General features: G+C 46.9%; 27 protein-coding genes, 7 tRNA genes and 1 riboswitch (1 of these 35 cut by a window edge). Of the genes, 11 read left to right on the forward strand and 23 right to left on the reverse strand.

Translation table 11 applies throughout. The features are described from left to right. Positions 1–32: 32 nt before the first annotated feature. The gene (metK, locus tag MY7_RS12690; protein ID WP_003152253.1) at positions 33–1235 is read right to left on the reverse strand and encodes a methionine adenosyltransferase; all 1203 of its coding nucleotides are present in this window, start codon (positions 1233–1235) and stop codon (positions 33–35) included. A gap of 169 nt (positions 1236–1404) precedes the next feature. After that, positions 1405–1544: riboswitch (SAM riboswitch) on the reverse strand. A gap of 197 nt (positions 1545–1741) precedes the next feature. Between metK and pckA the strand changes: the two genes are divergently transcribed. Continuing rightward, positions 1742–3325, forward strand: coding sequence for a phosphoenolpyruvate carboxykinase (ATP) (pckA, locus tag MY7_RS12695; RefSeq protein WP_007613256.1), 1584 nt, complete (start codon positions 1742–1744; stop codon positions 3323–3325). A 42-nt stretch (positions 3326–3367) separates the two neighbouring features. Here pckA and MY7_RS12700 read toward each other — a convergent pair whose 3' ends face one another. Then, on the reverse strand, positions 3368–3610 hold the full coding sequence (locus MY7_RS12700) for a DUF2584 domain-containing protein (protein WP_003152249.1): 243 nt from the start codon (positions 3608–3610) through the stop codon (positions 3368–3370). Between the two features lie 57 nt (positions 3611–3667). Then, positions 3668–4441, reverse strand: a complete 774-nt coding sequence (locus tag MY7_RS12705; RefSeq protein WP_029326248.1) for an alpha/beta hydrolase family protein — start codon at positions 4439–4441, stop codon at positions 3668–3670. 139 nt (positions 4442–4580) lie between these two features. Between MY7_RS12705 and MY7_RS12710 the strand changes: the two genes are divergently transcribed. The 3 genes from MY7_RS12710 to MY7_RS12720 are packed head-to-tail and all read left to right on the forward strand — an operon-like array spanning position 4581 to position 7166. Continuing rightward, positions 4581–5585: an ABC transporter substrate-binding protein gene (locus tag MY7_RS12710; protein WP_007613272.1), complete on the forward strand. Its 1005-nt coding sequence runs from the start codon at positions 4581–4583 to the stop codon at positions 5583–5585. 11 nt (positions 5586–5596) lie between these two features. After that, positions 5597–6379, forward strand: coding sequence for an ABC transporter ATP-binding protein (locus tag MY7_RS12715; protein WP_007613274.1), 783 nt, complete (start codon positions 5597–5599; stop codon positions 6377–6379). Next, positions 6354–7166 carry an ABC transporter permease gene (locus MY7_RS12720; RefSeq protein WP_007613276.1) on the forward strand — a complete coding sequence of 271 codons (813 nt, stop codon included), beginning with the start codon at positions 6354–6356 and terminating at the stop codon, positions 7164–7166. The genes MY7_RS12715 and MY7_RS12720 overlap by 26 nt, the downstream gene beginning before the upstream one ends. Positions 7167–7201: 35 nt before the next feature. Here the strand turns inward: MY7_RS12720 and ytkD are convergent, their stop codons facing one another. From ytkD to MY7_RS12735, 3 genes are all read right to left on the reverse strand, one after another. Continuing rightward, on the reverse strand, positions 7202–7681 hold the full coding sequence (gene ytkD / locus MY7_RS12725; RefSeq protein WP_003152244.1) for an RNA deprotection pyrophosphohydrolase: 480 nt from the start codon (positions 7679–7681) through the stop codon (positions 7202–7204). A 132-nt stretch (positions 7682–7813) separates the two neighbouring features. Beyond that, positions 7814–8218 (reverse strand): phage holin family protein, encoded by a 405-nt coding sequence (locus MY7_RS12730; RefSeq protein WP_007408834.1) that lies wholly within the window; start codon positions 8216–8218, stop codon positions 7814–7816. Between the two features lie 151 nt (positions 8219–8369). Further along, positions 8370–8807: a Dps family protein gene (locus MY7_RS12735; RefSeq protein ID WP_007408835.1), complete on the reverse strand. Its 438-nt coding sequence runs from the start codon at positions 8805–8807 to the stop codon at positions 8370–8372. A gap of 124 nt (positions 8808–8931) precedes the next feature. On the opposite strand from MY7_RS12735, the gene ytzI reads away from it, so the two are divergent. Further along, a complete protein-coding gene (gene ytzI / locus MY7_RS12740) occupies positions 8932–9081 on the forward strand; it encodes a YtzI protein (RefSeq protein ID WP_007408836.1) in 150 nt (49 codons plus the stop codon). Here the strand turns inward: ytzI and MY7_RS12745 are convergent. Then, positions 9078–9521 (reverse strand): FixH family protein, encoded by a 444-nt coding sequence (locus tag MY7_RS12745; protein ID WP_007613283.1) that lies wholly within the window; start codon positions 9519–9521, stop codon positions 9078–9080. The genes ytzI and MY7_RS12745 overlap by 4 nt on opposite strands. 114 nt (positions 9522–9635) lie before the next feature. Next, positions 9636–10109 (reverse strand): S-ribosylhomocysteine lyase, encoded by a 474-nt coding sequence (locus tag MY7_RS12750; RefSeq protein WP_003152237.1) that lies wholly within the window; start codon positions 10107–10109, stop codon positions 9636–9638. A gap of 124 nt (positions 10110–10233) precedes the next feature. Here MY7_RS12750 and yidD point away from each other — a divergent pair, with 124 nt between their 5' ends. After that, positions 10234–10461, forward strand: a complete 228-nt coding sequence (gene yidD, locus MY7_RS12755) for a membrane protein insertion efficiency factor YidD (RefSeq protein ID WP_007613292.1) — start codon at positions 10234–10236, stop codon at positions 10459–10461. Here the strand turns inward: yidD and MY7_RS12760 are convergent. Both MY7_RS12760 and MY7_RS12765 read right to left on the reverse strand, forming a co-directional pair. Continuing rightward, complete coding sequence (locus tag MY7_RS12760) at positions 10458–11027, reverse strand: beta-class carbonic anhydrase (RefSeq protein ID WP_003152233.1); 570 nt, start codon at positions 11025–11027, stop codon at positions 10458–10460. The genes yidD and MY7_RS12760 overlap by 4 nt on opposite strands. Before the next feature lie 117 nt (positions 11028–11144). Beyond that, a complete protein-coding gene (locus MY7_RS12765; protein WP_007613295.1) occupies positions 11145–11393 on the reverse strand; it encodes a type B 50S ribosomal protein L31 in 249 nt (82 codons plus the stop codon). A gap of 197 nt (positions 11394–11590) precedes the next feature. On the opposite strand from MY7_RS12765, the gene MY7_RS12770 reads away from it, so the two are divergent. Genes MY7_RS12770 through MY7_RS12780 form a run of 3 tightly spaced genes read left to right on the forward strand, consistent with a single transcriptional unit; the run spans position 11591 to position 14201 of the window. After that, positions 11591–12922, forward strand: a complete 1332-nt coding sequence (locus tag MY7_RS12770; RefSeq protein ID WP_003152226.1) for a cytochrome ubiquinol oxidase subunit I — start codon at positions 11591–11593, stop codon at positions 12920–12922. Between the two features lie 22 nt (positions 12923–12944). After that, positions 12945–13985, forward strand: a complete 1041-nt coding sequence (locus tag MY7_RS12775) for a cytochrome d ubiquinol oxidase subunit II (RefSeq protein ID WP_007613303.1) — start codon at positions 12945–12947, stop codon at positions 13983–13985. 57 nt (positions 13986–14042) lie between these two features. After that, the gene (locus MY7_RS12780; protein ID WP_007408842.1) at positions 14043–14201 is read left to right on the forward strand and encodes a DUF1540 domain-containing protein; all 159 of its coding nucleotides are present in this window, start codon (positions 14043–14045) and stop codon (positions 14199–14201) included. 372 nt (positions 14202–14573) lie between these two features. Here MY7_RS12780 and menC read toward each other — a convergent pair whose 3' ends face one another. The 6 genes from menC to MY7_RS12810 form a co-directional block, all read right to left on the reverse strand. Next, the gene (gene menC, locus MY7_RS12785) at positions 14574–15689 is read right to left on the reverse strand and encodes an o-succinylbenzoate synthase (protein ID WP_003152223.1); all 1116 of its coding nucleotides are present in this window, start codon (positions 15687–15689) and stop codon (positions 14574–14576) included. Continuing rightward, entirely contained in the window at positions 15686–17149 is a 1464-nt protein-coding gene (locus MY7_RS12790; RefSeq protein ID WP_007613306.1) for an o-succinylbenzoate--CoA ligase, read from the reverse strand. The genes menC and MY7_RS12790 overlap by 4 nt, the downstream gene beginning before the upstream one ends. Positions 17150–17236: 87 nt before the next feature. Further along, positions 17237–18055: a 1,4-dihydroxy-2-naphthoyl-CoA synthase gene (gene menB / locus MY7_RS12795; RefSeq protein WP_007408846.1), complete on the reverse strand. Its 819-nt coding sequence runs from the start codon at positions 18053–18055 to the stop codon at positions 17237–17239. Between the two features lie 58 nt (positions 18056–18113). Continuing rightward, positions 18114–18938: a 2-succinyl-6-hydroxy-2,4-cyclohexadiene-1-carboxylate synthase gene (gene menH, locus MY7_RS12800; RefSeq protein WP_007613308.1), complete on the reverse strand. Its 825-nt coding sequence runs from the start codon at positions 18936–18938 to the stop codon at positions 18114–18116. Continuing rightward, positions 18926–20662, reverse strand: a complete 1737-nt coding sequence (gene menD, locus MY7_RS12805; RefSeq protein WP_007613310.1) for a 2-succinyl-5-enolpyruvyl-6-hydroxy-3-cyclohexene-1-carboxylic-acid synthase — start codon at positions 20660–20662, stop codon at positions 18926–18928. The genes menH and menD overlap by 13 nt, the downstream gene beginning before the upstream one ends. Beyond that, complete coding sequence (locus MY7_RS12810) at positions 20659–22074, reverse strand: isochorismate synthase (protein ID WP_007613311.1); 1416 nt, start codon at positions 22072–22074, stop codon at positions 20659–20661. The genes menD and MY7_RS12810 overlap by 4 nt, the downstream gene beginning before the upstream one ends. A 282-nt stretch (positions 22075–22356) precedes the next feature. Here MY7_RS12810 and MY7_RS12815 point away from each other — a divergent pair, with 282 nt between their 5' ends. Next, entirely contained in the window at positions 22357–23076 is a 720-nt protein-coding gene (locus MY7_RS12815) for a TraR/DksA C4-type zinc finger protein (RefSeq protein WP_007613312.1), read from the forward strand. 156 nt (positions 23077–23232) lie between these two features. Continuing rightward, positions 23233–23703, forward strand: coding sequence for a TspO/MBR family protein (locus MY7_RS12820; RefSeq protein ID WP_007613314.1), 471 nt, complete (start codon positions 23233–23235; stop codon positions 23701–23703). Positions 23704–23737: 34 nt separating this feature from the next. On the opposite strand, the gene MY7_RS12825 is transcribed toward MY7_RS12820, so the two are convergent. From MY7_RS12825 to MY7_RS12855, 7 genes are all read right to left on the reverse strand, one after another. Further along, positions 23738–23809, reverse strand: a tRNA-Glu gene (locus MY7_RS12825). 3 nt (positions 23810–23812) lie between these two features. Continuing rightward, a tRNA-Ser gene (locus MY7_RS12830) sits at positions 23813–23903 on the reverse strand. 3 nt (positions 23904–23906) lie between these two features. Then, positions 23907–23981, reverse strand: a tRNA-Asn gene (locus tag MY7_RS12835). A gap of 10 nt (positions 23982–23991) precedes the next feature. Next, positions 23992–24068 (reverse strand) — tRNA-Ile (locus MY7_RS12840). Between the two features lie 15 nt (positions 24069–24083). After that, positions 24084–24157: transfer RNA gene (locus MY7_RS12845), tRNA-Gly, on the reverse strand. An 8-nt stretch (positions 24158–24165) separates the two neighbouring features. After that, positions 24166–24241, reverse strand: a tRNA-His gene (locus tag MY7_RS12850). Between the two features lie 20 nt (positions 24242–24261). Continuing rightward, positions 24262–24265 (reverse strand) — tRNA-Phe (locus MY7_RS12855); it runs 72 nt beyond the window's last position.

Below are 24265 nucleotides of genomic sequence, written 5' to 3' on the forward strand. Positions count from 1 at the left end.
AGGGAAAGCCGCTTAAGTAAGCGGCTATAAAATTATTCTCCTAGTGCTTCTTTGCGAAGCGCATCCGCCTTGTCAGTACGCTCCCAAGGAAGATCCACATCATGACGTCCGAAGTGGCCGTAAGCAGCTGTCTGCTTATAGATCGGGCGGCGCAGATCAAGCATTTTAATAATGCCGGCAGGTCTCAGGTCGAAGTTATTCCGTACGACTTCGATCAGTTTTTCTTCAGAAGCTTTTCCTGTATCAAATGTATTGATGGAAATAGAAACAGGCTGTGCCACGCCGATTGCGTATGCAAGCTGCACTTCACAAGAATCAGCAAGACCTGCTGCCACGATGTTTTTCGCTACGTATCTCGCAGCGTATGCCGCAGAACGGTCTACCTTCGTCGCATCCTTACCGGAGAATGCGCCGCCGCCGTGGCGTGCATATCCGCCGTATGTGTCAACGATGATTTTACGGCCGGTAAGACCCGCATCACCTTGAGGTCCGCCGATTACGAAACGTCCCGTAGGGTTGATGAAGTATTTTGTTTCTTCATCGATCAGTTCCTCAGGCACGACAGGATTAATGACATGCTCTTTCAGATTGCGCTGAATCTGCTCAAGCGTAATTTCCGGATGATGCTGAGTTGAAATGACGATCGCATCGATGCGGACCGGCTTGTTGTTTTCATCATATTCAACGGTAACTTGCGTTTTGCCGTCAGGGCGAAGGTACGGAAGAATGTCTTCTTTGCGGACTTCGCTCAAACGGCGGGCTAATTTATGCGCCAAAGAGATCGGAAGCGGCATAAGCTCTTTCGTTTCGTTACACGCATAACCGAACATCAGGCCTTGGTCTCCCGCTCCGATTGCTTCGATTTCAGCATCGCTCATTGTGCCTTCACGCGCTTCAAGAGCCTGATCGACACCCATTGCGATATCCGCAGACTGTTCATCAATTGATGTTAAAACAGCGCAAGTCTCCGCATCAAATCCATATTTGGCGCGTGTGTAGCCGATTTCTTTAATCGTTTCACGGACTGTTTTCGGAATGTCAACGTATGTTGATGTAGTAATCTCTCCGCTTACCAGCACAAGTCCTGTCGTTACAGATGTTTCGCAGGCCACGCGCGCGTTCGGGTCATTTTTTAAAATCTCATCTAAGATACTGTCAGAAATTTGGTCACAGATTTTGTCCGGATGACCCTCAGTAACAGATTCAGATGTAAATAGTCGACGGTTTTTACTCATTCACTTTTCCTCCTGAAAAAAGATCTTTTGCAAGACCTTCTCATATGATACGGAACTCGCTCCCTCTTAATACAATGTCATACTATATCAGAGAATGTTAATTGGCATATTTTATGAAATAAAAAAACCTTTTCCACTCGAGGAAAGGGTTTGGTCTGTGTGCCTTTCACTCTTATCGCTCAAGGAAAATATTAAACCTTGCATCAGGTTAGCACCTTGGTTTCCCACAGTGTTTTCACCTGCTTTTTTACAGAGAAACCGGTTGCTGGGCTTCATCGGGCCTGTCCCTCCGCCAGCTCGGGATAAGAGTATCCGCTCAATGAAATATCTTATCGTAAAAGGGCGGAAAGTGTCAATATGAATTAAAGCGATTACGCGCCTTTATTTCGGGAAGCAATGGAAAAACACAAACAAAAAACCTCAAATAGTATAGACTATTTTCAGATATATGTTATACTAATTCCACATTCAGCGAAATACAAATAAACCGGCAAAGGAAGGTTTTTATGAAATTAGTTGATTTAACCGCAGATCTTCAAGCATTACTTGCAAGTCCGAATGTGCATCATAATTTATCGGCTCCAAAACTTACCGAAAAAGTGATCAGCCGAAATGAAGGAACGCTGACATCAACGGGCGCCGTACGCGCCACCACCGGCGCATATACAGGCCGGTCACCTAAAGATAAATTTATCGTCCGTGAACAAAGCACAGAAAATCAAATTGATTGGGGCGCGGTGAATCAGCCCATTTCTGAAGAGGCGTTTGAAAAGTTGTACGCCAAAGTCGTCAGCTACTTAAAACAGCGGGATGAACTGTTTGTTTTTGAAGGGTTCGCGGGAGCGGATGAAAAATACAGACTGCCGATTACGGTCGTAAATGAATTTGCGTGGCACAATTTATTCGCGCGCCAGCTGTTTATCAGACCGGAGACGGATGAAAGAGATCCGCAAGCGCAGCCTTTCACCATTCTCTCGGCTCCGCATTTTAAAGCAGATCCGGAGACGGACGGCACGCATTCGGAAACATTTATCATTGTCTCTTTCGAAAAGCGCGTCATTTTAATCGGCGGCACCGAATACGCCGGAGAAATGAAAAAATCAATATTCTCCATTATGAACTTCCTGCTTCCGCAGCAGGATATACTGCCGATGCACTGCTCAGCCAATGTCGGTGAAAAAGGCGATGTCGCCCTGTTTTTCGGCCTTTCCGGCACAGGGAAAACGACGCTTTCAGCCGATGCGGACCGCAAACTGATCGGCGATGACGAGCACGGCTGGTCAGATTCCGGCGTTTTCAACATTGAAGGCGGATGTTACGCTAAATGTATCAATCTGAGCGAGGAAAAAGAACCGCAGATTTTTCGTGCGATCCGCTTCGGGTCTGTTCTTGAGAATGTCGTGCTTGATGAAAAAACGGGTGAAGCGGATTACGACAATTCCTTCTACACGGAAAACACAAGAGCCGCATATCCGATTGAGATGATCGGCAATATCGTGCAGCCGAGCATTGCCGGCCATCCGCAGGCGATCGTCTTTTTAACGGCGGACGCATTCGGCGTGCTTCCTCCGATCAGCAAACTGACGAAGGAACAGGCGATGTATCATTTCTTAAGCGGGTACACCAGTAAACTCGCGGGAACCGAGCGCGGCGTGACATCTCCGCAAACGACTTTCTCGACGTGTTTCGGTTCACCGTTCCTTCCGCTTCCGGCACATGTATATGCCGAAATGCTCGGGCATAAAATCGACGAACACGGCGTTCAAGTCTTCCTGGTCAACACAGGCTGGACCGGCGGAGGGTACGGAGTCGGAGAACGGATGAAACTTTCGTATACAAGAGCGATGGTCAAGGCCGCTATTGAAGGCAGGCTGAACCAGACTGACATGACGGCAGACAGCATTTTCGGCCTGCGCAGTCCCGTTCATGTTCCGGGCGTTCCGGATGAAGTTCTTCAGCCTGAAAACACGTGGAGCGATAAACAAGCATACAACGAAAAAGCGCTGTTTTTAGCCAATGAGTTTAAAGAAAACTTTAAAAAGTTTTCCCATGCAGACTCGATTGCCAAAGCCGGCGGACCTCTCGTGTAATCAAAAAAGCCAAGGGCGTTTATGCCCTCGGCTTTTGTTTTTTCAGTTTGTCGAATGAAGCGAAGTGAGTCTGTATGTAATGCTTGTCCGGCCGTTCGCCCATTCGAGCTTTTGGACCTCACCGGTGCCGGATTTCTCGCCGGTTTTCGTTTTGCGCACGTCCATCGGAATATCAAGAGGATAAACGCGGTAGCCCTCTTTCTCCAATAAAAAGATATTTTCCTCTATCCGTTTTTCATTGCCTTTTGTCACAATCATGGTATTAAATTCAACAGGCATTCCCAAAATGAAAATCCCCTTTCATTCTCTTATTCTTTATTATCATATCATAAATCAGGCATCTTACCGTGTCTTCATCCATTCCGCCAGCCGCCGGACAATGCGTCTGTTTTCCTGCGGCGGGAAATAATGCGTAAAACCGCTGTAATACCAAGTTTCCACCGGTTTCCCCGCCTCTTTCAGCTTGTCCTCGATCATTCGGGCGTGTTCGATCGAAACATTCTCATCATTCTCTCCATGGATGAGCAGCACAGGGGCCTGAATGCGGTCTGCTTTTTCAAACGGCGAACGCCATCTGTATTCATCCGGCACCTTTTTCGGCGTGCCGCCGATCACCCGCTTCATCATCCGCCGCATATCCTTCCGCTCTTCATAAGTAAGCACCATGTCGCTCACACCGCCCCATGATACGAGCGAAGCCGCTTGATGCCCCATTTCAATTGCGGTTAAAAGCCCCATGATTCCGCCCCGGGAAAAACCGAAAATATGCACCCGCCCTTCCCTGACGTTCGGATGCTCCCGAAGCAGGCGAAAAGCGGAAAACGCGTCCTCTCTGTCCTCTCCCGCAAAATCTTCATTTCCCTCGCCGCCCTGGTTGCCTCTGTAATAAGGCGCAAACACGACAAAGCCTTGGGAAGCGAATTGAACGATTCTTCCGGGGCGTACCATGCCGACATTTTTTAAGCCGCCGCGCAAATATAAAAAACCGTCATATGTGCCCGGCTCCGCAGGCTCGGCAAGGAGCCCCTTTACCTTCAGTCCTTCTGACTCATAGCATACCTCAAAGAGGCGGACATGCGGACTCGGAGACGGGAACCTTTTCTTTTCTGCCAGCAAAACAATGAGCCTCCTTATAACATCAGTTTTTTTATTCTTTCCCAACGTGAATATGGGCACTCACACATTTTTTATACCCATCATACGATATGTAAAGCAGAAAAGGTTATTTTAACGCTTAAAACAAGGAGGTTACACCGTGAACAAATGGCTCAAAACGGGCTGCGTTTTTGTCATATGCGCCTTTTTCCTGCTCATTCTTCCGGCCTGCAGACAGGAAGAAAGTCTGACGAAGGTAAAGGTGGCGGAAGTCACACACTCCATCTTCTATACGCCTATGTATGTCGCTGAAGCAAAAGGTTTCTTTAAAAAAGAAGGGCTCCAAGTGTCACTTCAAACAACATGGGGCGGAGACAAAACGATGACATCGCTTTTGTCAAACGGGTCTGATATCGCGCTGGTCGGTTCTGAAACATCCATTTACGTGGAGGCGCAGGGAGCAAAAGATCCGGTCATCAACTTCGCGCAGCTGACACAGACGGACGGCACATTTCTCGTGTCGCGGAAGGATGAGAAATCATTCAAATGGAGCGATTTAAAAGGAAAAACATTTCTCGGCCAGCGAAAAGGCGGCATGCCCCAAATGGCCGGTGAGTACGTCCTGAAAAAGAATCACATAGCGCCGAAAAAAGACATTAACCTCGTTCAAAACATTGATTTCGCCAATATTTCCAACGCATTCGCATCCGGAACGGGTGATTATGTGCAGCTGTTTGAACCGACGGCATCCCAATTTGAAAAAGAAGGCATCGGCCATATCGTCGCATCTTTCGGAGAAGCTTCCGGCCAAGTGCCATACACAACCTTTATGGCAAAAGAAAGTTATTTGAAAACCAATGAAAAGACGGCGGAAAAATTCACCCGCGCCATCTATCGCGCCCAGCAGTGGGTGGAAAGCCATCCGGCCAAAGACATCGCAAAAACGATTCAGAAGGAATTTGCTGATACAGATCCGGCCATTATCGAAACATCGATAGAGCGCTATAAAAAACAAAAGTCATTCTCTGCAGACCCAGTTCTGCAAAAGGATGAATGGGAACAGCTTCAATCTATTATGGATGAAGCCGGAGAGCTCCCGAAACACATTCCGTACAGCAAACTCGTCAACACAAAAATCGCCAAAAAAGTCACCTCAGAACAATAGGAGGAACATGAATGTCTTTTTTACATGTCGATCATGTAACACATACTTATTTCTCGCTGAAAGAAAGAACAACCGCCGTAAAAGATATACATTTTCAGATTGAAAAAGGGGATTTCATCTCCTTTCTCGGGCCGAGCGGATGCGGAAAAACAACACTCCTGTCCATTCTGGCCGGCCTTATCACCCCTGCGCAAGGCCGGGTTCTGATTGAAGGAAGCGTGCCGAACCATAAAGAACACCAAATCGGTTATATGCTTCAGCAGGATTATTTATTTCCTTGGAAATCAATTGAGGAAAACGTGCTGCTCGGTTTACACATTTCAAAAACATTAACAGAAGAAAAAAGAGCTGAAGTTCTCAGCCTTCTGCCTAAGCTCGGATTAATCGGCGTTGAAAAGAAATACCCGAAAGAGCTGTCAGGCGGAATGCGGCAGCGGGCGGCACTTGCCAGAACTCTTGCGCCGGACCCGGGCCTGCTGCTCCTTGATGAACCGTTTTCCGCGCTGGACTTTCAAACGAAGCTTTCTTTGGAAAACCTTGTCTTCAGAACATTAAAGGATTTTCAAAAAACCGCCGTGCTCGTCACCCATGATATCGGTGAAGCCATCGCCATGAGCGATACGATCTATTTATTTTCGAATCAGCCGGGCACCATCCACCAAATATTCACCGTGCCTAAGGAGCTCGCGGCTTTAGATCCATTTGACGCGCGTCAGGATCCGGCCTTTCAGCCGCTGTTTCAAACCATATGGAAGGAGCTGAATTCCCTTGAAAAACAGCAGCGGCTCGATTGAACAGCTTCATCAGCAGTTTAAGAAAAGACACCAAAAAGAAAAGCTCCGGATCCGTGCGTATCAGGCCGCCATTTTCATCGTATTTTTTGCCGGTTGGGAAATATCGAGCAGGGCAGGCTGGATCGATCCGTTAATCTTCAGCTCACCCTCTGCCGTTTGCAGGCTTTTAGTTGAAAAGATTGCGGACGCATCCCTTGCGGCGCACATCGGCGTAACCTTAGGAGAAACCGTTCTCGGCTTTTTGCTCGGCACGCTCCTCGGCACATGCCTCGCCGCTCTGTTATGGTGGTCAAACAGGCTCGCCCGGGTTTTAGACCCGTACCTCGTCATTTTAAACGCGATGCCTAAGGTCGCACTCGGACCGATTCTCATCGTGGCACTCGGACCGAATTTCACAAGCATTGTCGCCATGGGAGCAGTCATCAGTGTCATTATCACGACAATCGTCGTCTTTACGGCTTTTCAGGAAGTGGATGAAAACTATATTAAGGTGATGAAAACCTTCGGAGCGAAAAGAAGCATCATGTTTAAAGAAGTCATTCTGCCGGCATGCTCCCCCGCGATTATTTCCGCGCTTAAAGTGAACGTCGGTTTATCCTGGGTCGGTGTCATCGTCGGCGAGTTTCTCGTTTCCGAAAAAGGTCTGGGCTACATGATCATTTACGGATTCCAGGTCTTCAATTTCACTCTTGTGTTCTTAAGCCTTCTGATCATCGCGATTTTTGCGACATTGATGTATCAGGGAGTCGAACTGTTAGAAAGAAAATGGACGAAAGGAAAAATATAAAAAAGACCCGTGCGTAAACGCCGGGTCTCCGTTTTTTATGATTGAAATACGCCGTCCTCTTTCAGCTTTTTCAGACTGATCGGAAGCACCGAATCTTTCATAATGAAACTGAATTTTTTATTTCGGGGGAGATTCTCCGGCAGTTCGCTGAACAGCACCGGCCCTTTTGTTTCAAAATAGTCAGCCTGTTTTTCAAGCTTTTCAATATCGGCAAAATAAATATTCTTCACGATTACCTTTTCCCTGCCGAGAACTTTATACTGTCCGACGTACTTCAGATGTCTTACCGCGGCACCGGTTTCTTCTTTCACCTCGCGCAGGGCCGCTTCCTCCGCACATTCCATCGGCTCCACTTTTCCGCCCGGAAATTCAAACCCCCGGTCTTCGTGCTCAGTCAAAAGCCACTTATCTCCGTATCGGCATATGACCCATACGTGCTTCGGGCTGTCTGAAAAAGGCTGGTGTTCAAAGGAGAGCTGAACAGTGTTCTGATAATAGTCTTTAAACTCGTACATGTTTATCCCTCTAATCCGTTCCTTCATATCTTCCATACATCATACCACAGTTGCGTTTGTTCGGAAGCCCTTTATCAAAAATTCAGAGGAAAACCATCATACCCGCTAGTATAGCCTCCTTTGAAGCAAATGTTACGGTTTGCGCTTGAATTTATTTTTCAGGGTATCCAATAGATCGACGAGCACCTGCGGAACCGGTATGCCCAGCGAGCTTGCCGTAATCACAATCTGAACCGATTCGTATAAGATATAAAACATGATAGCCAAATTACGGATGGCGCCTTCGGTATGAAGCAGCTGGTCAAAAAAATGGCAAACTGAGACTAATGCCAGGGTCACGATTTTTTTGACCAGCCGCGCAAAAAGCTTTCTTGCGCTCAGCTGCTGCAAAAGAGATTCTTTTAAGCTTGTACTGATAAACTCAATCGCCATGACCGATAGCAAAATCAGAAACGAATACTGAAAACCGCCAAAGAAAAAACCCGCTGCCGACACGATCACTGCAAAAAACGAAAAGATGCCAAAGTCTTTGCCCACTTGATCCAACATCCTTTCACAGAAACGGCCTTACATTATTCTATGAAAAGTGAATGGAACGGACTGGATTTTTCAGAAAAATGGACAACACCTCTCTTCGGCAGCCAAATAAAAGACCGAGTGCTTTATAGCCCCGGTCTTCCCTTGTTGATTATCCCAAATACGCTTTCAGCATCCAGTTATGTTTTTCGATATTCTGGTGAATAGCAAGCAGCATATCACCGGTCGTTTCGTCTCCTACCTCATCTGCGAGGTCCATGCCGCTTTTCAGCTCTTCCGCAATGACAGTGAAATCATCATAAATGTTCTGTACCATTTGTTCTGCGCTCTCATTGCCTTCCGCTTCTTTTACAGACGCTGTCTTCAATGATTCCGTCATTGTGCCGATCGGCTTGCCGTTTAATGCCAGCAGACGTTCTGCCAGATCATCAATATATGTAGCCGTTTCGTTATACAGCTCCTCGAACTTTTCATGCAATGTGAAAAAGTCCTTCCCTTTGACGTACCAATGATAGTTATGTAATTTCACATACATGACCGTCCAGTTTGCAACTTGCTTATTGACTGCATCCAATAGTTTTTCTGACATGCCTATCTTCCTCCTTCGGTTTACTATTGATATACCCTATATATCGTGTGTTAAAACATAAATTTTTAGCCCTTGATTTTACGGATGGAAAATATGTTATGATTTGTTAAAAAGGAGGGATTTCATGCTGCTTCTTCTGAGCTTCGGCTTTCTTATCGTGCTCGCCGTGCTGCTTTTATCCATCTGGTCGACTGTAAGAGCTTATAATGTAAAGCATACGATTGACCCGCCGGAGGATGCATCAAAAGGTTTGACGGATAAAAAAAATCCTTAATGATGATGCGTCTGTTCCTCATGGCCGGAGGAATCATCGGCAGCTTCAGCATCCCCGACACGCACTTTTACAGTCGGCATATTATGCTGCTGTTTTGCCGTTACGTGGGATTGAACGGTATACACACCCTCTTCATCAAATTCAGTCCGCAGGTGATACGCCCCTTTTTCCTCCTTGGCCTTGCTTGTTTTGCTGCTGCCTTTTTTTCCTTCTTTCCATACTTCAAACATGACTTCATCCGCATCCTTGACACGCTTGCCGCCGTAAAAAACCTCCGCCTTGTATTCCGCTTTTTCATGCGGTGCTGCCGTTTCCGGTCCTGTAAGCTTGACCTCAAGCGCTTTAGGCTCTTCATCCGCGGAGGTTTTGTCCGAATTGCCCCCGCAGGAAGATAATAGAAATACCATACCGCACATACCTGCCAATACAGCCCGTTTCATCCCATCACTCCTTCATGTTTGCTTCTATTTTAGCAAACGCTTACACATAAGGTGTGACATTTTTTAGAAATATGTAAAAAAGCCTTTTTGCATGTCAGCAAAAAGGCCTGTTTTTTATCCGAACACTTTCAGCAAATCTTCTTTATCTTGTGACAGCCAGAAACGCATCAGACGTTTCGCACCTTCTAAATCATGAAGTTTCGCCTGGCCGCACTGTTTTTCGTTGGCCGCCGGAATCTCCGTAATATCGATGGCTTCTTTCAGCGTAGCGTCAAGCAGGTCTACAATTTCTTCCGCTGTCGGCTCGCCGCTGACAACAAGATAATAGCCTGTCTGGCAGCCCATCGGTGAGATATCTATGATGTCGAAGTGATCGTATTTCTCAGAATGTGTGCGAATCGTAAACGCAAGCAAGTGCTCAAGCGTATGAATCGTATCCGGCTTCATCGCCTGTTTGTTCGGCTGGCAGAAGCGAATGTCAAACTTATTCACGACGCCGTCTGTTCCGACTTTATGCACTCCGCAATGTCTTACATACGGAGCCACAACCGCATTATGGTCAAGCTCAAAACTTTCTACTGAAGGCATAATGGCACTCCCTTTTTTTCAGAATATGCATCCATTATAACACAGTTTTCCGATAAGAATTGTGGCGGAAGCTTTTCAATCTGAAATTTTTTTTCTATACTAGCATCAGAAAGGTGGTATTTTGATGAAAACCATAATGATTGCTTTAATCCGCGGATACCAGAAGTTCATCTCTCCGCTGACGCCGCCGTCATGCCGCTTTTATCCGACGTGTTCGCAGTACGGAATCGAAGCCGTCAAGACTCACGGCGCATTAAAAGGCGGATGGCTGACACTGAAGCGGATTTTAAAGTGCCACCCTTTTCATCCGGGCGGTGTTGATCCCGTACCGGACAAAAAAGAAAAACATTAGTCCATATGCTGGTAGCCGTCGATCACCAGATCAAGTTTACCGGTTTCAGGATCAATCACCAGACCGTGCACCGGCACATTGTCAGGGAATAGCGGATGGTGTTTAATGACGTTTACGCTGTCTGTAACACTCGCTTCTACTGAATCAAAGCTTTTCAGCCATTGATCAAGATCAACTCCTGAGTGCTTCAGCATGTCAATCCGCTCTTTCGGAATACCGCGGTCGATAATTTTATCGAGCATATCCTCGCTGTTGATTTTGCTCATGCCGCAATCATGGTGGCCGATAACGCAGACTTCATCGGCGTTTAATTCGTATACGGCCACTAAAAGGCTGCGCATGATACTTCCGAACGGGTGGGCGACAAGCGCGCCGGCACTTTTAATAATTTTCACATCGCCATTTCGCATGTTCATCGCATGCGGAAGCAATTCTACAAGACGTGTGTCCATACAGGACAAAATCGCCATTTTTTTATCCGGGAATTTAGATGTTTGGTATTTTTCATAATCTTTGTTTTTAGTGAACTGCTCATTAAATTGCATGATATCGTTTAGAAGACTCATCTTGGTGTTTCCTTTCTGCTTTTTTATTCACAATATAACATAAGACGGGTCATTTCGTCACTCCCCGCACGGATGACAAAGTGCTCAATAAATAAGACAAGCCCCATTGGGCTTGTCTTATTTCCCCATATTGTATTTTTTGTTGAACTGTTCGACTCTCCCGCCTTTTTCGTTGAATTTTTGGCGGCCTGTATAAAACGGATGCGTATCTGAGCTGACCTCTACTTTAATCAGCGGGTATGTCTTTCCGTCTTCCCACTCTGCCGTTTCCTCTGATTTTTTCGTAGAATGGCTTAAAAAGCGATAGCCGCTGTTCACATCTTGAAAAATCACTTGATGGTTATCCGGATGAATATCTTTTTTCATGCTGATCTCCCTTTCTCAAATCGTAATAATTACGTTTTATTTTAAACCTTAAATAACCGCTTGTCAATCATATATGCCCCGATCCCTTGATTTCTAAACCCTGCACATATATGGAATCGGAAGAATAATCTAATCGCTTCAGCAAATAATATAACCACATTACATAAAACGGTAATTTAGAAAGGCGGTTTATGATCGTGGATGATTTAGTGTTAGCCAGAAGCCTGTTCGGGACAACCATGGGCTTTCATATTATTTTTGCGACGCTTGGTGTCGGCTTGCCTCTGATGATTTTAATGGCTGAATTGATTTATCAAAAAACAAAAGATCCGCATTATGCCATTATGGCGAAAAGGTGGACGAAGGCGCAGGCTGTTCTGCTCGGCGTGGCGATACCGACCGGAACGATCGCGGGTACACAGCTTGCCCTTTTGTGGCCCGGATTCATGGAAGTCATCGGCAGGGTGATGTCCCTCCCGTTTCAGATTGAAATTTATGCTTTCTTTATCGAAGCGCTGTTTATGTCCATTTATGTCTACGCCGCTGACCGGCTGACTCCGGCTATGCGCATCATTGCCGTTATTTTCGTTTTGATCGGCGCCGCGGCATCCGCCGTCTTAATCACAAATGTACACGCATTTGAAGGAACGCCGGCCGGCTTTAAAATTTTAAACGGCAAAATCACTGACGTCGAACCTTGGGCAGCGTTTTTTAATCCAAGCTTTTTCACCACCGCGGGCCATGTCGTACTGACGGCTTTCATGACCGGTGCATTTATCGTTGCGTCAGTTGCGGCTTATAAAATGCTGAGAACGAGAAAACAGGAGCAGGTATACCGCTTTCACCGAAAAGCGCTGCTGCTCGCCTTAACGATCGGCGGGATATTCTCCATTATTGCCTCTTTAAACGGTCACGAGTCAGCCCAGCTTCTTTACGAATACCAGCCTGAGAAGCTTGCGGGCGCAGAAGGGCTGTTTGAAACTAGATCACACGCTCCGCTTGCGATCGGAGGTTTTACTGATGCAAAAGAAGAAAAAGTAAAATGGGCGATAGAAGTGCCATGGGCTTTAAGCTTTTTGGCTGCAAACAGCTTTGATACCGTCGTCAAAGGATTGAACGCGTTTCCGAAAGACGAGTGGCCGCCTTTATTCATCCATACACTGTTTAACGGAATGGTCGGCATCGGAATGCTGCTCATTTTGTACTCAATCATCGGCATCGTGTGGAGAAAAATTTTAAAGAAAGACAGCTTTCCGACTTGGCTTTTGATTTTATTTTTAACCGCAGGACCGCTTAGTCTGATCGGAATTGAATTCGGGTGGATATTCGCTTGTACGGGGCGGCAGCCATGGGTGATTTACCATCTCTTGAAAACGTCAGATGTCGTCACGACAACCGGTTCAATCGGTTTGCTGTTCATCCTGTTTACGGTCGTTTACGCCATTTTGGCAGCCGCAGTCATTTATGTGCTGCTTTATTATTTCCGCAAACATCCCGTTGAGGAGGATGTAAAAGCGGCGGAATCCTAACAATAGAAAGGGCTGAATTGAAATGGACATTACCATGGATGCTCTCATTGCGATATCAATCGTATGGGGCTTCGTGTTTATCTACGCGGTCATGGCAACGATGGACTTCGGAGCCGGCTTTTGGTCTATGATTTATTTAAATAAAGAACAAACAAAGGCGACAAACATCGCCAACCGTTATTTGTCCCCGACATGGGAAGTGACCAACGTCTTTATCGTCGCAATCGTTGTCGCCCTATTCAGCTTCTTTCCAGGGGCAACCTTCGTGCTGGGAACCGTTTTATTGATCCCGGGGAGTATTATTTTGCTGCTTTTAGCCATCCGCAGCGGCTTTCTCGTCTTCTCCAATACGGCGAAGGAAAGAAAAATCATGAGATATATCTCCGGAATTTCGGGCTTCATTATTCCCGCTGTGCTGATTTTGGTCCTTCCGGTCACACACGGAGGATTTATTGATAAGACGGGCGGCGTGTATCACCTGAATTTGGCAAATGTCTTTACAAGCCTTAATGCGTATGCGTTTATCGGCTTTGCCATTTTAAGCACTTTATTTTTATCTTCACTGCTTCTGGCCGATTTTTCAAATGTTGCGGAAGAGGAGCATGCGTACCGCATCTACAGACGGAGCTCTTTAATAACAGGGCCGCTGTCGCTTCTTTTTGCCTTCTTCATTATGCTGACATTACGCTCTGAAGCCGGCTGGCTGTATACGGGCATGATGAAAGACAAGACATGGCTCATTCTGTCTGTCATTACATTTATCATTGCCGGCGCGGCTCTGTTTTTGCCGAATAAGCGCTTCGGCCGCAACCTCGGCAAACCGAGAATCGCCATGATCGCCATTGCGCTTCAATACTTTCTGGCAAGCTATGCATACGGACGGGCGCACCTTCCTTATATGATTTATCCGGATATTACGGTCATGTCAGGATTTACGGAGCCGGCAACCTTCAGGGCGCTGTTTATGACGTATATCGTCGCTTTCATCATTTTGTTTCCCGGGTTTTATTTCTTCTGGAAGCTCTTTATGAAAGACAGACGTTATATCCGCCAGGAGGAATAACAAAAATCAGGGCGGCTCATACTAATGGCGTACCTTTTATCTTGGAGGGGAGCCAGCATGGACCAAAAAATTCTGTGTGAAGTCAATAACTGTTCATATTGGGGCAGAGGAAACAAATGCACGGCCGACGCTATATATGTGGTCAGCCATACAGGCGAAACCGCTGAAAAAAGTGAAGAAACGGATTGCAAAACCTTTAAACCGCATGATTTATAAAAGAAAAGAGCTGTTTTATACAGCTCTTTTTCATTTCCGCGCCGCAAGCCTTTTTGAAATCAGCCCCTGAGCCGGAGAAAATCGCGCGGATGAGAAGCATGGCAGAAAGGCGGTTCGTCGGCAAATATAGGCTGCAGGCGGTACAATCAGTATCGCATTCATGACAAGCACAGAATTTTTTTCAAGATGTACATCTTGGCCCAAGCCAGAAAGCAACACCTGCGCGCTGTTTGAAGAATAAAAAAATCATCGCATTCGCCTATTAAAAAAACCGGCTGATACAGCCGGTTCAAACTGGGGAAGGGGTGATGATGAACAATTTCAATATAACAGCAGCATACAGGCAGCTCAACTCGCTGAAATGTCTTTTTATCAGTTGTTTGTCGTAAAAACGTCCATTTGGGTGACGTATTTTCTCATTATTTCCTGATTGACTTCGACACCCAGTCCGGGACCGTCCGGAACAGAGATGAACCCCTCTTCGATACGGATATCGGGAGTGACAATATCCTCCTCCCAGTATCGGTCTGATGAGGAAATGTCACCCGGTATCGTAAATTGCGGCAGAGAAGCGAGCGCGACTGTCTGCGCTCTCGAAATGCCGGTTTCAAACATTCCGCCGCACCAAACCGGCATGTGATGCTCTCTGCATAAGTCATGTATTTTTAAAGCCTCTGTCAGGCCTCCTACACGCGCTGGTTTTATGTTAATGATTTTACAGCTCCCAAGCTCAATCGCCCGCCTTGCGTCATCATATGAGCATATGCTTTCATCAAGGCATACCGCGGTTCTCAAGTGTTTCTGCAGGTGGCGGTGATCGACAATATCATCTGCCTGAAGCGGCTGTTCTATCATCATGAGCTGGAATTCATCCAACTCTTTCAGCCTGCTGATGTCTTTCAGTTCATATGCCGAGTTGGCATCCGCCATCAGCGGTACGTTCGGAAAACGGCTGCGGATGGCTCTGACCAGATCAACGTCATGGCCGGGCTGAATTTTTATTTTTATACGTTGATAACCTTCTTTTACGTATTGCTCAATTTCCCGAAGCATCTCATCAGCCGAAGCCAGACCCACCGCCACGCCGGCGGGCACTTTATCTCTTTTGCCCCCTAAGGCTTCTGCGAGAGATATCCCCTTTTTCTTGGCATATAGATCCCACACGGCAGATTCAAGCCCCGCTTTTGCCATGCGGTTTCCTTTGAAACGCGCGAGACTGTCAGGCACTTCTGACGGATGGAAAAACTCGCGGCCTACGACATTCGGGATGAAAAAATCTCTCAGCATATGCGCACATGTCTGAATCGTTTCTTCTGTATACCACGGAGAAGAAAACGCCGATACCTCCCCCCAGCCGGTTCTCCCGGTTTCATCGATCGCTTCCACGATCAAAAATTTACGGTCCTGCAGCGTTTCAATACTTGTTTTAAACGGTTTTTTCAGCCTCATACTTACATGATAAAGGGTGATTTTTTCAATCTTAATCATGACAATTCTCCTTTACGAAGCTCATTCAGCCGATGCCTCATCAGTTTATTGGACGCGTTCCGCGGGAGCCCGTCAACCTCGAAAAAAGCAGCCGGTATTTTATATTTTGCAAGCCGCTCACGGCAAAAGGCGGTCAGCTCCTCAGAACTGACAGAAGAAGTCAGCACGAGAAAAGCATGCGGCACTTTCCCCCACTTCGGATCTTCGGCTCCCGAAACACCGGCCTCCGCTACAGCCGGATGGGCAAGCAGCGCCGCTTCCACTTCTGCCGGGTAGATGTTCTCTCCGCCTGAAATAATGAGGTCCGACCGCCTGTCCAGCACGTATAAAAACCCTTCATCATCCAAATAGCCAAGATCGCCCGTTTTAAACCATCCATTATGAAAAGCGGCCTGGTTTGCGTCGTCACGATGGTAATACCCTTTCATTACATTCGGGCCTTTCACCGTAATTTCACCGTGTTCAAACGGCACACAAGGGTTTCCGTCTTTTTCAATTCTAATTTCGCATGAAAACAGCGGTTTACCGGCCGAGCCGAGCTTGTCCATACTGAATTCCGGAGAAAGCGTGACAATCTGTGAGCATGTTTCAGTCAAGCCGTAAGATTGGAATACCGGAAATTGTTTCCTGCGGCATTCTTCAAGGAGCGGCAGCGGTGCAGGACCCCCGCCAAGCAAAATGCAGCGCAGTGATTCAGGACATTGTTCAGTTTCCGCAAGCAGGCCCGAAAGCATGGTCTGCACCGCTGAAATGATCGTGACCTGATGGGAGCTGATGCTGTCCAGCACATCAGTGACAGAAAATTTTTGATGAAGCACGACAGGCATGCCGTAAATGACCGACTTAAACAGCGCAGACAGACCGCTGATATGAAACAGCGGCAGCGCAATAAGCCAGCGGTCCCGCTCCGTGACCCCCAGATTCAGCGCAGACGATACAGCGCTGGAATAATGATTACCGAACGTCTGCTGCACCCCCTTCGGCCTTCCCGTTGTTCCTGATGTATACATAAGAGTCGCCGTATCATCAAGCGTTACATAAGCTTCAGGTTCAATGTCTCCCGCGGCTTTGGCCTGCAGCTCGTCCACGTCCGCGGCGGCGACCGCATATTCATATTCTTCACGGCAAAAACCGTCCTCTGTCAATAAAAGCTTAGCCTGTGAATCTTCGAGCTGAAACATCCGTTCCTGTTTTGAGAGCTTCGTATTCAACAGCACAGCTTCCGCCCCTAATAAGAAACAGGCGTGAACGGCATAAACCATTTCCGGTCTGTTAGAAAGCAAAATCGCAGCGCGGTCTCCTTTTTTAAGCGAGCAGTATTTGGACAGCCGCGCGGCCATTTGTTTAGAAGCATGATATAATTCTCTGAATGTCATCTGTTTGTTTTCAAATATGAGAGCGATTCTCTCTGGTGTCAGCTGAGCCCTTTGAATGAGCCAATTCGGCTGTTCTGTCAGCATGTTATCATCTCCGAGGTAAAAGTACTTTTTTTGAAAAGAAAACAGCTTGGACCAGAGCGGCTCAAGCTGTTTCGTAGTGTCATCTGATCACGGAAAACGAGGGAACTGACCGAAATCGGGACTGCGTTTCTCTTTAAAGGAATCACGGCCTTCTTTCGCTTCGTCAGTCGTGTAATAAAGAAGCGTTGCATCTCCTGCAAATTGCTGAATTCCGGCGAGGCCGTCTGTATCTGCGTTAAATGCCGCTTTAAGGAAACGAAGGGCTGTAGGGCTTTTCTCAAGCATTTCTTCACACCATTTAATTGTTTCCTCTTCAAGTTTCTCTAATGGGACAACCGTATTGACAAGCCCCATGTCGAGCGCTTCCTGCGCGTTGTATTGACGGCACAGGTACCAGATTTCACGGGCTTTTTTATGTCCGACGATACGCGCCAGGTAACCTGAGCCGTAACCGGCATCAAAGCTTCCCACTTTCGGTCCGGTTTGGCCGAAAATCGCGTTATCGGCCGCAATCGTTAAATCACAGACGATATGAAGCACATGTCCTCCGCCGATGGCATAGCCTGATACCATCGCTACGACCGGTTTAGGAATCACGCGGATCAAACGCTGAAGATCAAGCACATTCAGACGAGGGATCTGATCGTCTCCGACATATCCGCCGTGACCGCGGACTTTTTGGTCTCCGCCTGAACAGAATGCTTTATCTCCCGCTCCCGCAAGAACGATGACACCAATATTGGAGTCATCACGCGCACGAGCAAACGCGTCAATCATTTCTGATACCGTCTTAGGAGTAAATGCGTTATGTACCTCCGGGCGGTTAATTGTTATTTTTGCAATACCGTTATACGTCTCGTACAGGATTTCATCGTACTGACGTTCACTTTTCCATTCTGCAGCCATTGATATGACCTCCTTCATTTTTGCCTGAGTCCGGCCGAAAAGCTATTTTCTTTATGCTTTACAAGCCGTATAAAAACTCACTTACTATCTTACCAAAAATTCGCGGCTGTTCCACATGTACCGTGTGCCCCGCCTGTTTGACAACCTCTATTTTACTTGATGGGAGCAGGTTATGCACCTTTTGATTAATAGCGCAAAACTTTTCATCCCATTCACCGCATATGAGCAGGACGGGCGCCTTGATGCGGTGTAATGCCTCCCACCAGGAAGGCTGTGAGCCCGTCCCCATTCCGAGCAGGCTTCCTGCAAGTCCGGACGGATTATTTTTCAGCCTGCCGGCACGGATGGATGCCTTTACGCTGTCCGGCAGAGAAAGCTGCGAGGCAAACAACGGAATGCCCTCCCAATAATCGACAAACGATGTTATACCTTCCCGCAATATAAAGTCAGCAAGCTTCCGGTCTGACTGAATCCGCTTTTTGCGTTCCTGAAGCGTGCTGAGGCCCGGAGTTGTACTTTCCAAAACAAGCGCTGACACCCGATGCGGAAATGCCTGTGCAAAGGAATACGCAAGTCTTCCCCCCATAGAATAACCAATAAGTTTCACTTTGTGAAGTTTTAATTGATCAAAAACGGCGGCAAGGTCCGCAACCTGCCGGCTCGCACTGTACCTTGCCGCTTGCACAGGCGCGTCTGTCTCCCCGTGACCCAGGCAGTCAATCATCACCATTCGTTCGCCGGGAAACATGCCGCGTAAAAACATCCATGATTCTTTGCTGCCCGTAAATCCATGCAGACAAACTATAGCTTCAGATAATTCGTGACCGCTATCAGCAGCCCGGTAGCACACGCCGTCGGCCGTTTTAACCGTTACAGTTTCCATTCTTTTTTCACTTCCCGCACTGCGGCCTGCAGCAGATCGCGATGGAATTGAACTCTTGATGTCCGATCTGTTTTCAGCTCGATTATATGAAGTCCGGGCTTGTCCGCCTGCGGCTGATACGCATCCTTAAATGCTTCCCATGTCTCAGGGCAAGTATACGTCCCGCCGTACAGTGCGGCGGCATGCCGGAAATCAAGGCCCGTCGGCGTACCGAACAGTTCTTCAAAATGAGTCTTATCAGATGCCTGCGGCAAAAACGAGAAAATCCCGCCGCCATCATTGTTTATTAAAATAACCGTAAGCGGAATTCCAAGTTTTTTAGCCGCTAACAGCCCGTTTAAATCATGGTAAAACGATAAATCTCCAATTACAAGCGTGACAGGAGCTTTTGTACCCTCACACAGTCCCATAGCCGAGGAGACAACTCCGTCAATGCCGTTAGCGCCGCGGTTTGCATAAACACGGAAGGAACGATCTTGTTTTTCAAAGAACGTATCCACGTCGCGAATCGGCATGCTGTTTCCGACAAAAATCGAACTGCCTTCAGGGACAAGGTGCTGAAGCTGACGATATACATTTCCTTCAAATGATAAATCATCCATGCTCGCGGCCTGTAAATGACTCCGGAACCGCTCATTGACAAACTGCCATTTCTCAAGCCATCCGGACGGCCGTTTTCCGGTTTCAGCTGAACGGACCGCTTCCAAAAACACAGACGGATGGCAATGAATCATATGCGCGCCGGCCTGGGTGGGATCTCTCCATCCTCCGTCTTCATCGACGATAAACTGCTCAATGGCAGGATCATCTCTGAGCCATAAAAAGAGCGGTTTGGAAACCGGCATCGGGCCGAAGCGGATCACAGCGTCCGGGCGAAGCGCCTCTTTTATTTCTTCATCTTTTAAAAACGAGTCATAAGCATCAATAATCAGCGTCTTATCATGCTCCCCGTTTCGGAGGTTTGAAAGCGGGTCAGCTAAAATCGGAAACTGAAGCATCTCGGCAAGCGCGATGATTTGCTGCTTTTCTGCTTCACCGTGAATTTCGCCGCAAACGATCATACCTCTTTCGGTCCCCGCAAGACGCTCTGTAATATGACAGAGAGAACCTTGATCAGCTGACTGAATCCCTGTTGTGACTGAGACGTGCCGCCCCTTTCTCATTCTTTCAAAAGGTCCGGCTGATAAATCCGGCATCAAAGGCTCTCTGAGCGGCACATTGATATGGACTGGCCCCATCGGGCGCTTCCCGGCTTCACTCACGGCTCTGCCGGCCAATGTTCTGATATAGCTCAGCATTTGAGGATTTTCTTCAGGCAGAGCCGAGTCTGTGAAAAACTTAACAAAGTTACCGAACAGAAAATGCTGGTTAATCGCCTGAGGCGCCCCCACTTCCCTCAATTCATGAGGCCGATCAGCAGTCAGGACAATAAGAGGCACTCTTGAATAATGAGCTTCAATCACGGCCGGATAGAAGTTAGCCGCTGCCGTTCCTGACGTACAAATCAGCATGACCGGACGCTGGCGGGCTTTTGCAAGACCGAGCGCGAAAAAACCTGCGGATCGTTCATCAATCTGTATATGGACTTGAATATCCGGGTGGGCCGCCGCCAAAACCGCCAAGGGAGTTGACCTCGACCCCGGGCAAACAACTGCGTCGGTGACACCCGATAGAGCGAATTCATCAATAAAGCTTCCGATATAATGTGTAATCGGGTTTGTCAAAGCCTTTCACCTCCTAAAGCAGAGATCATCGGCTTTAGTTTAATTTGTGTTTCTTCATATTCTGATTGCGGATCTGAATCTTCAACAATGCCGCAGCCTGCGAAAAGCCGCGCATTTTTGCCTTCAATCAGCCCTGATCGGATAGCCACGACAAATTCTCCGTTTTCCCTGCCGTCCATCCAGCCGATCGGAGCCGCATACCATCCGCGTGTCATCGGTTCAATATCAGCGATAACTTCAACAGCTTTCTGCTGGGGAGCTCCGCCCAATGCCGGTGTGGGATGCAGCTTTTTAATTAAATCAAACAGCGAAGCGGACGTTTTAAGATGGCCTGTGATCGGTGTATATAGATGCTGAACACTTTTTGTTTTATATAATTGCGGACCTGCAGGCTTTTTCACATCGCTGCAGCTCGACAAGAAAGAATCGTGTATCATCTGAACCACAAAATCATGTTCCGCGAGATTTTTTTCGTCATGCAGCAGCTCTTTGCCGAGACGGTCATCTTCTTGTTGATTTTCTCCGCGCTTAATTGAACCTGCCAGACAGGTGGACATAACGTCTTTGCCGGATTTTTTGATCAGCCGTTCCGGTGAAGCGCCGACAAAGCATTTATCTCCCTGCTCAATCGCAAAAACATAGCTTGTCGTTTGGTCCGTCAAAAGCTTGCGGACAACGCTCTCTGTCGGAATAGGCCCATCATATGACAAAACGACTTCCCTTGCCAGCACGACTTTATCATATTGATTTGCTTTCATATCATTTGTTGCTGTTTTAATGGCTTCAAGCCAGTTTTCCACATCAAGTTCTTCCGCTTTTGTTAAAACAGGATATTCTTCATACTCGATTGAAGAAACTGAAAAAGCTTCCGAAAAAGATTTCAGACGTTTCAGCGTATCTTCTGCCTGATTACCGTCTGCCGCCCATTGATTGACGGTTAAATAATCACCATCTGCCGTCTTTGTCAGCATGAGTGAGGGGATAAAGAACAGTCCTTCTTCGAACCCGTTCCATTCGTCTCCTCTCTCTTCAGCGGGATTAAATGAAAAACCGCCGAATAAGACAGGGCCGACCGCGGTATGCTCCGCCTCTTCTTCTTCATGAATATGAAAAGCCGTCTTTTTAAAGCGCTCCCATTGTTCAAAAACGTCGTGATAACGCTTTCCATTTTTTTCATTCGATTGGAACAGCGCTTCTGTGCCAAGACCGACTATTGTTAATTCACTACCGGGTTCTGACCAAAAAAATCGTTTGCCTTTATATTTTTTTGCTCCGTCTTTGAAAAATGATAGAGGGTCTAAAGACGCAATACGTCTTGAATAGCTCAATAAGACAGCATGGTTGACTTGTTTGGCTTTATGTAATGCATGATCTGCTTCCTCTCGGAACGTATGCTGCACCGTTGTCACCATGAGACATTCCTCCATAATCCGTTAAATGCTTTTAATACAATACACCTGTGATGACTTTGTGTCAAACACACAGATTTGAGCACGACAAAATGCCTGCATTTCTTATTATAAACCTTTTTGCGCAAATGAATAAAGAAACAAACTTGAATTTTCTTTCCCCACTCTCGGCAATCACTGTATCCTTTTACTTCTTCATGGGAAAATGACTATTTTTATCCACCATTTTTCTGCGAAAAAGCGTTCATACTAACAGTAAGCATCACATAGAAACGAGGGATTGATGTGCTTACAAACGAACAGATTACACACTTAAAAAAAGAATTGGAAGAAGCCAGACATGATATTTTAAGCCGCTTTAAAGAAAATGACCAATTTCAGTTAACTGATGAATTCCCGTATCAGTCATCCGGCGAATTGTCTTCCTATGACAATCATCCCGGCGATCAGGCGACCGAATTATACGAGCGGGAAAAAGACCTGGCTCTGCTCGACCATGAACGGGAGCACCTTCGCGACATTGATTACTCTCTGAAACAAATTGAAAACGGCACATACGGCACATGTGAAGTCAGCGGCAAGGACATTCCTTATGACAGACTCGAAGCTCTGCCGACGGCTACGACATTGGCGGAATATTCCTCGCAGGATGCCGTTTCCAAAGACAGGCCGATTGAAGAGGAAACACCGTTCGGACAGTTTGAATTTGATGATGATGAATCAATCCGGGCGGCTTACGATAGTGAAGATGCTTATCAGGATGTTGAGGAATACGGAAACTCAGAAACGCCTCAGGATTTAGAGGATCCGCCGCTCAGCTATGGGGATATGACAATGAACTCAGAAGAAAACATCGGCTATGCTGAGGATTATGAAAACTTTATCGCGACAGATATTACCGGAAAAAACATTTCCGTGTATCCAAGCAAAGCACACGAAAAATATGAACAGGAACTGGACGAAGAAGGAATAATGACGACCTTTGGCGATCTTCATGCTGATTAAAACCCCGGCCTGCCGGGGTTTTTGAATACAAATAAATGGTTTGCTGCATTTTCACACTGAAAACTCATACACTTAATGGTGCATGAACCTTTTAAAAGGTTTAAGATTTCCAAAAAAGGGAACTAATGTATTGACATTGAATGGCGGAGGGAACAAATGAAAAAGAAGTATATCGGTGCGATTATTGTATTTATCATTACATATGTCTTGTTTTCTTTAGCGGGGTTTCTCTTTCCCATCGACCGGGAATGGTACGACGCGCTGCAAAAACCTGACTGGACGCCGAGCAGATCAGTGATCGGCATCATATGGGCGGTTTTGTTTGCGCTTATTTCGCTCTCACTAGCCTTGATATACGCAAAGTTTTCATGTAAAGAATCCAAGGCTTTTTGGGTGATGCTTCTCATCAATTATATCGTGAATCAAGGGTTCAGCTATTTTCAATTCACACAGAAAAATTTGCTTGCTGCATCTATCGATTGCCTGCTTGTGGCGGTGACAACACTCATTCTGTTGCTCATTGCCGGTAAATACAGTAAGGCTTCAGCCTGGCTTCTGGTTCCTTATTTATTATGGAGCGCTTTTGCCACATACCTGTCTTTTACCATTTACGCTATGAACGCATAATAAAAAACCTTGCATACTATGCAAGGTTTTTTAATGACCCGTACGGGATTCGAACCCGTGTTACCGCCGTGAAAGGGCGGTGTCTTAACCGCTTGACCAACGGGCCTTATGGCGGAGAAGGAGGGATTTGAACCCTCGCGCCGCTTACACGACCTACACCCTTAGCAGGGGCGCCTCTTCAGCCACTTGAGTACTTCTCCGTATGGCTCCACAGGCAGGATTCGAACCTGCGACCGATCGGTTAACAGCCGATAGCTCTACCACTGAGCTACTGTGGAAAAATCATCATGGTGGGCCTGAGTGGACTCGAACCACCGACCTCACGCTTATCAGGCGTGCGCTCTAACCAGCTGAGCTACAGGCCCATGACAATATAAAAATGGAGCGGGTGATGGGAATCGAACCCACGACATCAGCTTGGAAGGCTGAGGTTTTACCACTAAACTACACCCGCATGTTGTTTGGGGCGATTGATGGGAATCGAACCCACGAGTGCCAGAGCCACAATCTGGTGCGTTAACCACTTCGCCACAACCGCCAAAACAATATTAAATTAAATGGT

The organism is Bacillus sp. 5B6, from assembly GCF_000259405.1.
Lineage (GTDB): Bacteria > Bacillota > Bacilli > Bacillales > Bacillaceae > Bacillus > Bacillus velezensis.

Bases quoted from the DNA above. Each gene is read 5' to 3' on its own strand.
- metK (WP_003152253.1), bottom strand. From the start codon at position 1,235: ATGAGTAAAAACCGTCGACTATTTACATCTGAATCTGTTACTGAGGGT.
- pckA (WP_007613256.1), top strand. From the start codon at position 1,742: ATGAAATTAGTTGATTTAACCGCAGATCTTCAAGCATTACTTGCAAGT.
- MY7_RS12715 (WP_007613274.1), top strand. From the start codon at position 5,597: ATGTCTTTTTTACATGTCGATCATGTAACACATACTTATTTCTCGCTG.
- ytkD (WP_003152244.1), bottom strand. From the start codon at position 7,681: ATGTACGAGTTTAAAGACTATTATCAGAACACTGTTCAGCTCTCCTTT.
- MY7_RS12735 (WP_007408835.1), bottom strand. From the start codon at position 8,807: ATGTCAGAAAAACTATTGGATGCAGTCAATAAGCAAGTTGCAAACTGG.
- ytzI (WP_007408836.1), top strand. From the start codon at position 8,932: ATGCTGCTTCTTCTGAGCTTCGGCTTTCTTATCGTGCTCGCCGTGCTG.
- MY7_RS12745 (WP_007613283.1), bottom strand. From the start codon at position 9,521: ATGAAACGGGCTGTATTGGCAGGTATGTGCGGTATGGTATTTCTATTA.
- MY7_RS12750 (WP_003152237.1), bottom strand. From the start codon at position 10,109: ATGCCTTCAGTAGAAAGTTTTGAGCTTGACCATAATGCGGTTGTGGCT.
- yidD (WP_007613292.1), top strand. From the start codon at position 10,234: ATGAAAACCATAATGATTGCTTTAATCCGCGGATACCAGAAGTTCATC.
- MY7_RS12760 (WP_003152233.1), bottom strand. From the start codon at position 11,027: ATGAGTCTTCTAAACGATATCATGCAATTTAATGAGCAGTTCACTAAA.
- MY7_RS12765 (WP_007613295.1), bottom strand. From the start codon at position 11,393: ATGAAAAAAGATATTCATCCGGATAACCATCAAGTGATTTTTCAAGAT.
- MY7_RS12775 (WP_007613303.1), top strand. From the start codon at position 12,945: ATGGACATTACCATGGATGCTCTCATTGCGATATCAATCGTATGGGGC.
- MY7_RS12780 (WP_007408842.1), top strand. From the start codon at position 14,043: ATGGACCAAAAAATTCTGTGTGAAGTCAATAACTGTTCATATTGGGGC.
- menC (WP_003152223.1), bottom strand. From the start codon at position 15,689: ATGATTAAGATTGAAAAAATCACCCTTTATCATGTAAGTATGAGGCTG.
- MY7_RS12790 (WP_007613306.1), bottom strand. From the start codon at position 17,149: ATGCTGACAGAACAGCCGAATTGGCTCATTCAAAGGGCTCAGCTGACA.
- menB (WP_007408846.1), bottom strand. From the start codon at position 18,055: ATGGCTGCAGAATGGAAAAGTGAACGTCAGTACGATGAAATCCTGTAC.
- menH (WP_007613308.1), bottom strand. From the start codon at position 18,938: ATGGAAACTGTAACGGTTAAAACGGCCGACGGCGTGTGCTACCGGGCT.
- MY7_RS12810 (WP_007613311.1), bottom strand. From the start codon at position 22,074: ATGGTGACAACGGTGCAGCATACGTTCCGAGAGGAAGCAGATCATGCA.
- MY7_RS12820 (WP_007613314.1), top strand. From the start codon at position 23,233: ATGAAAAAGAAGTATATCGGTGCGATTATTGTATTTATCATTACATAT.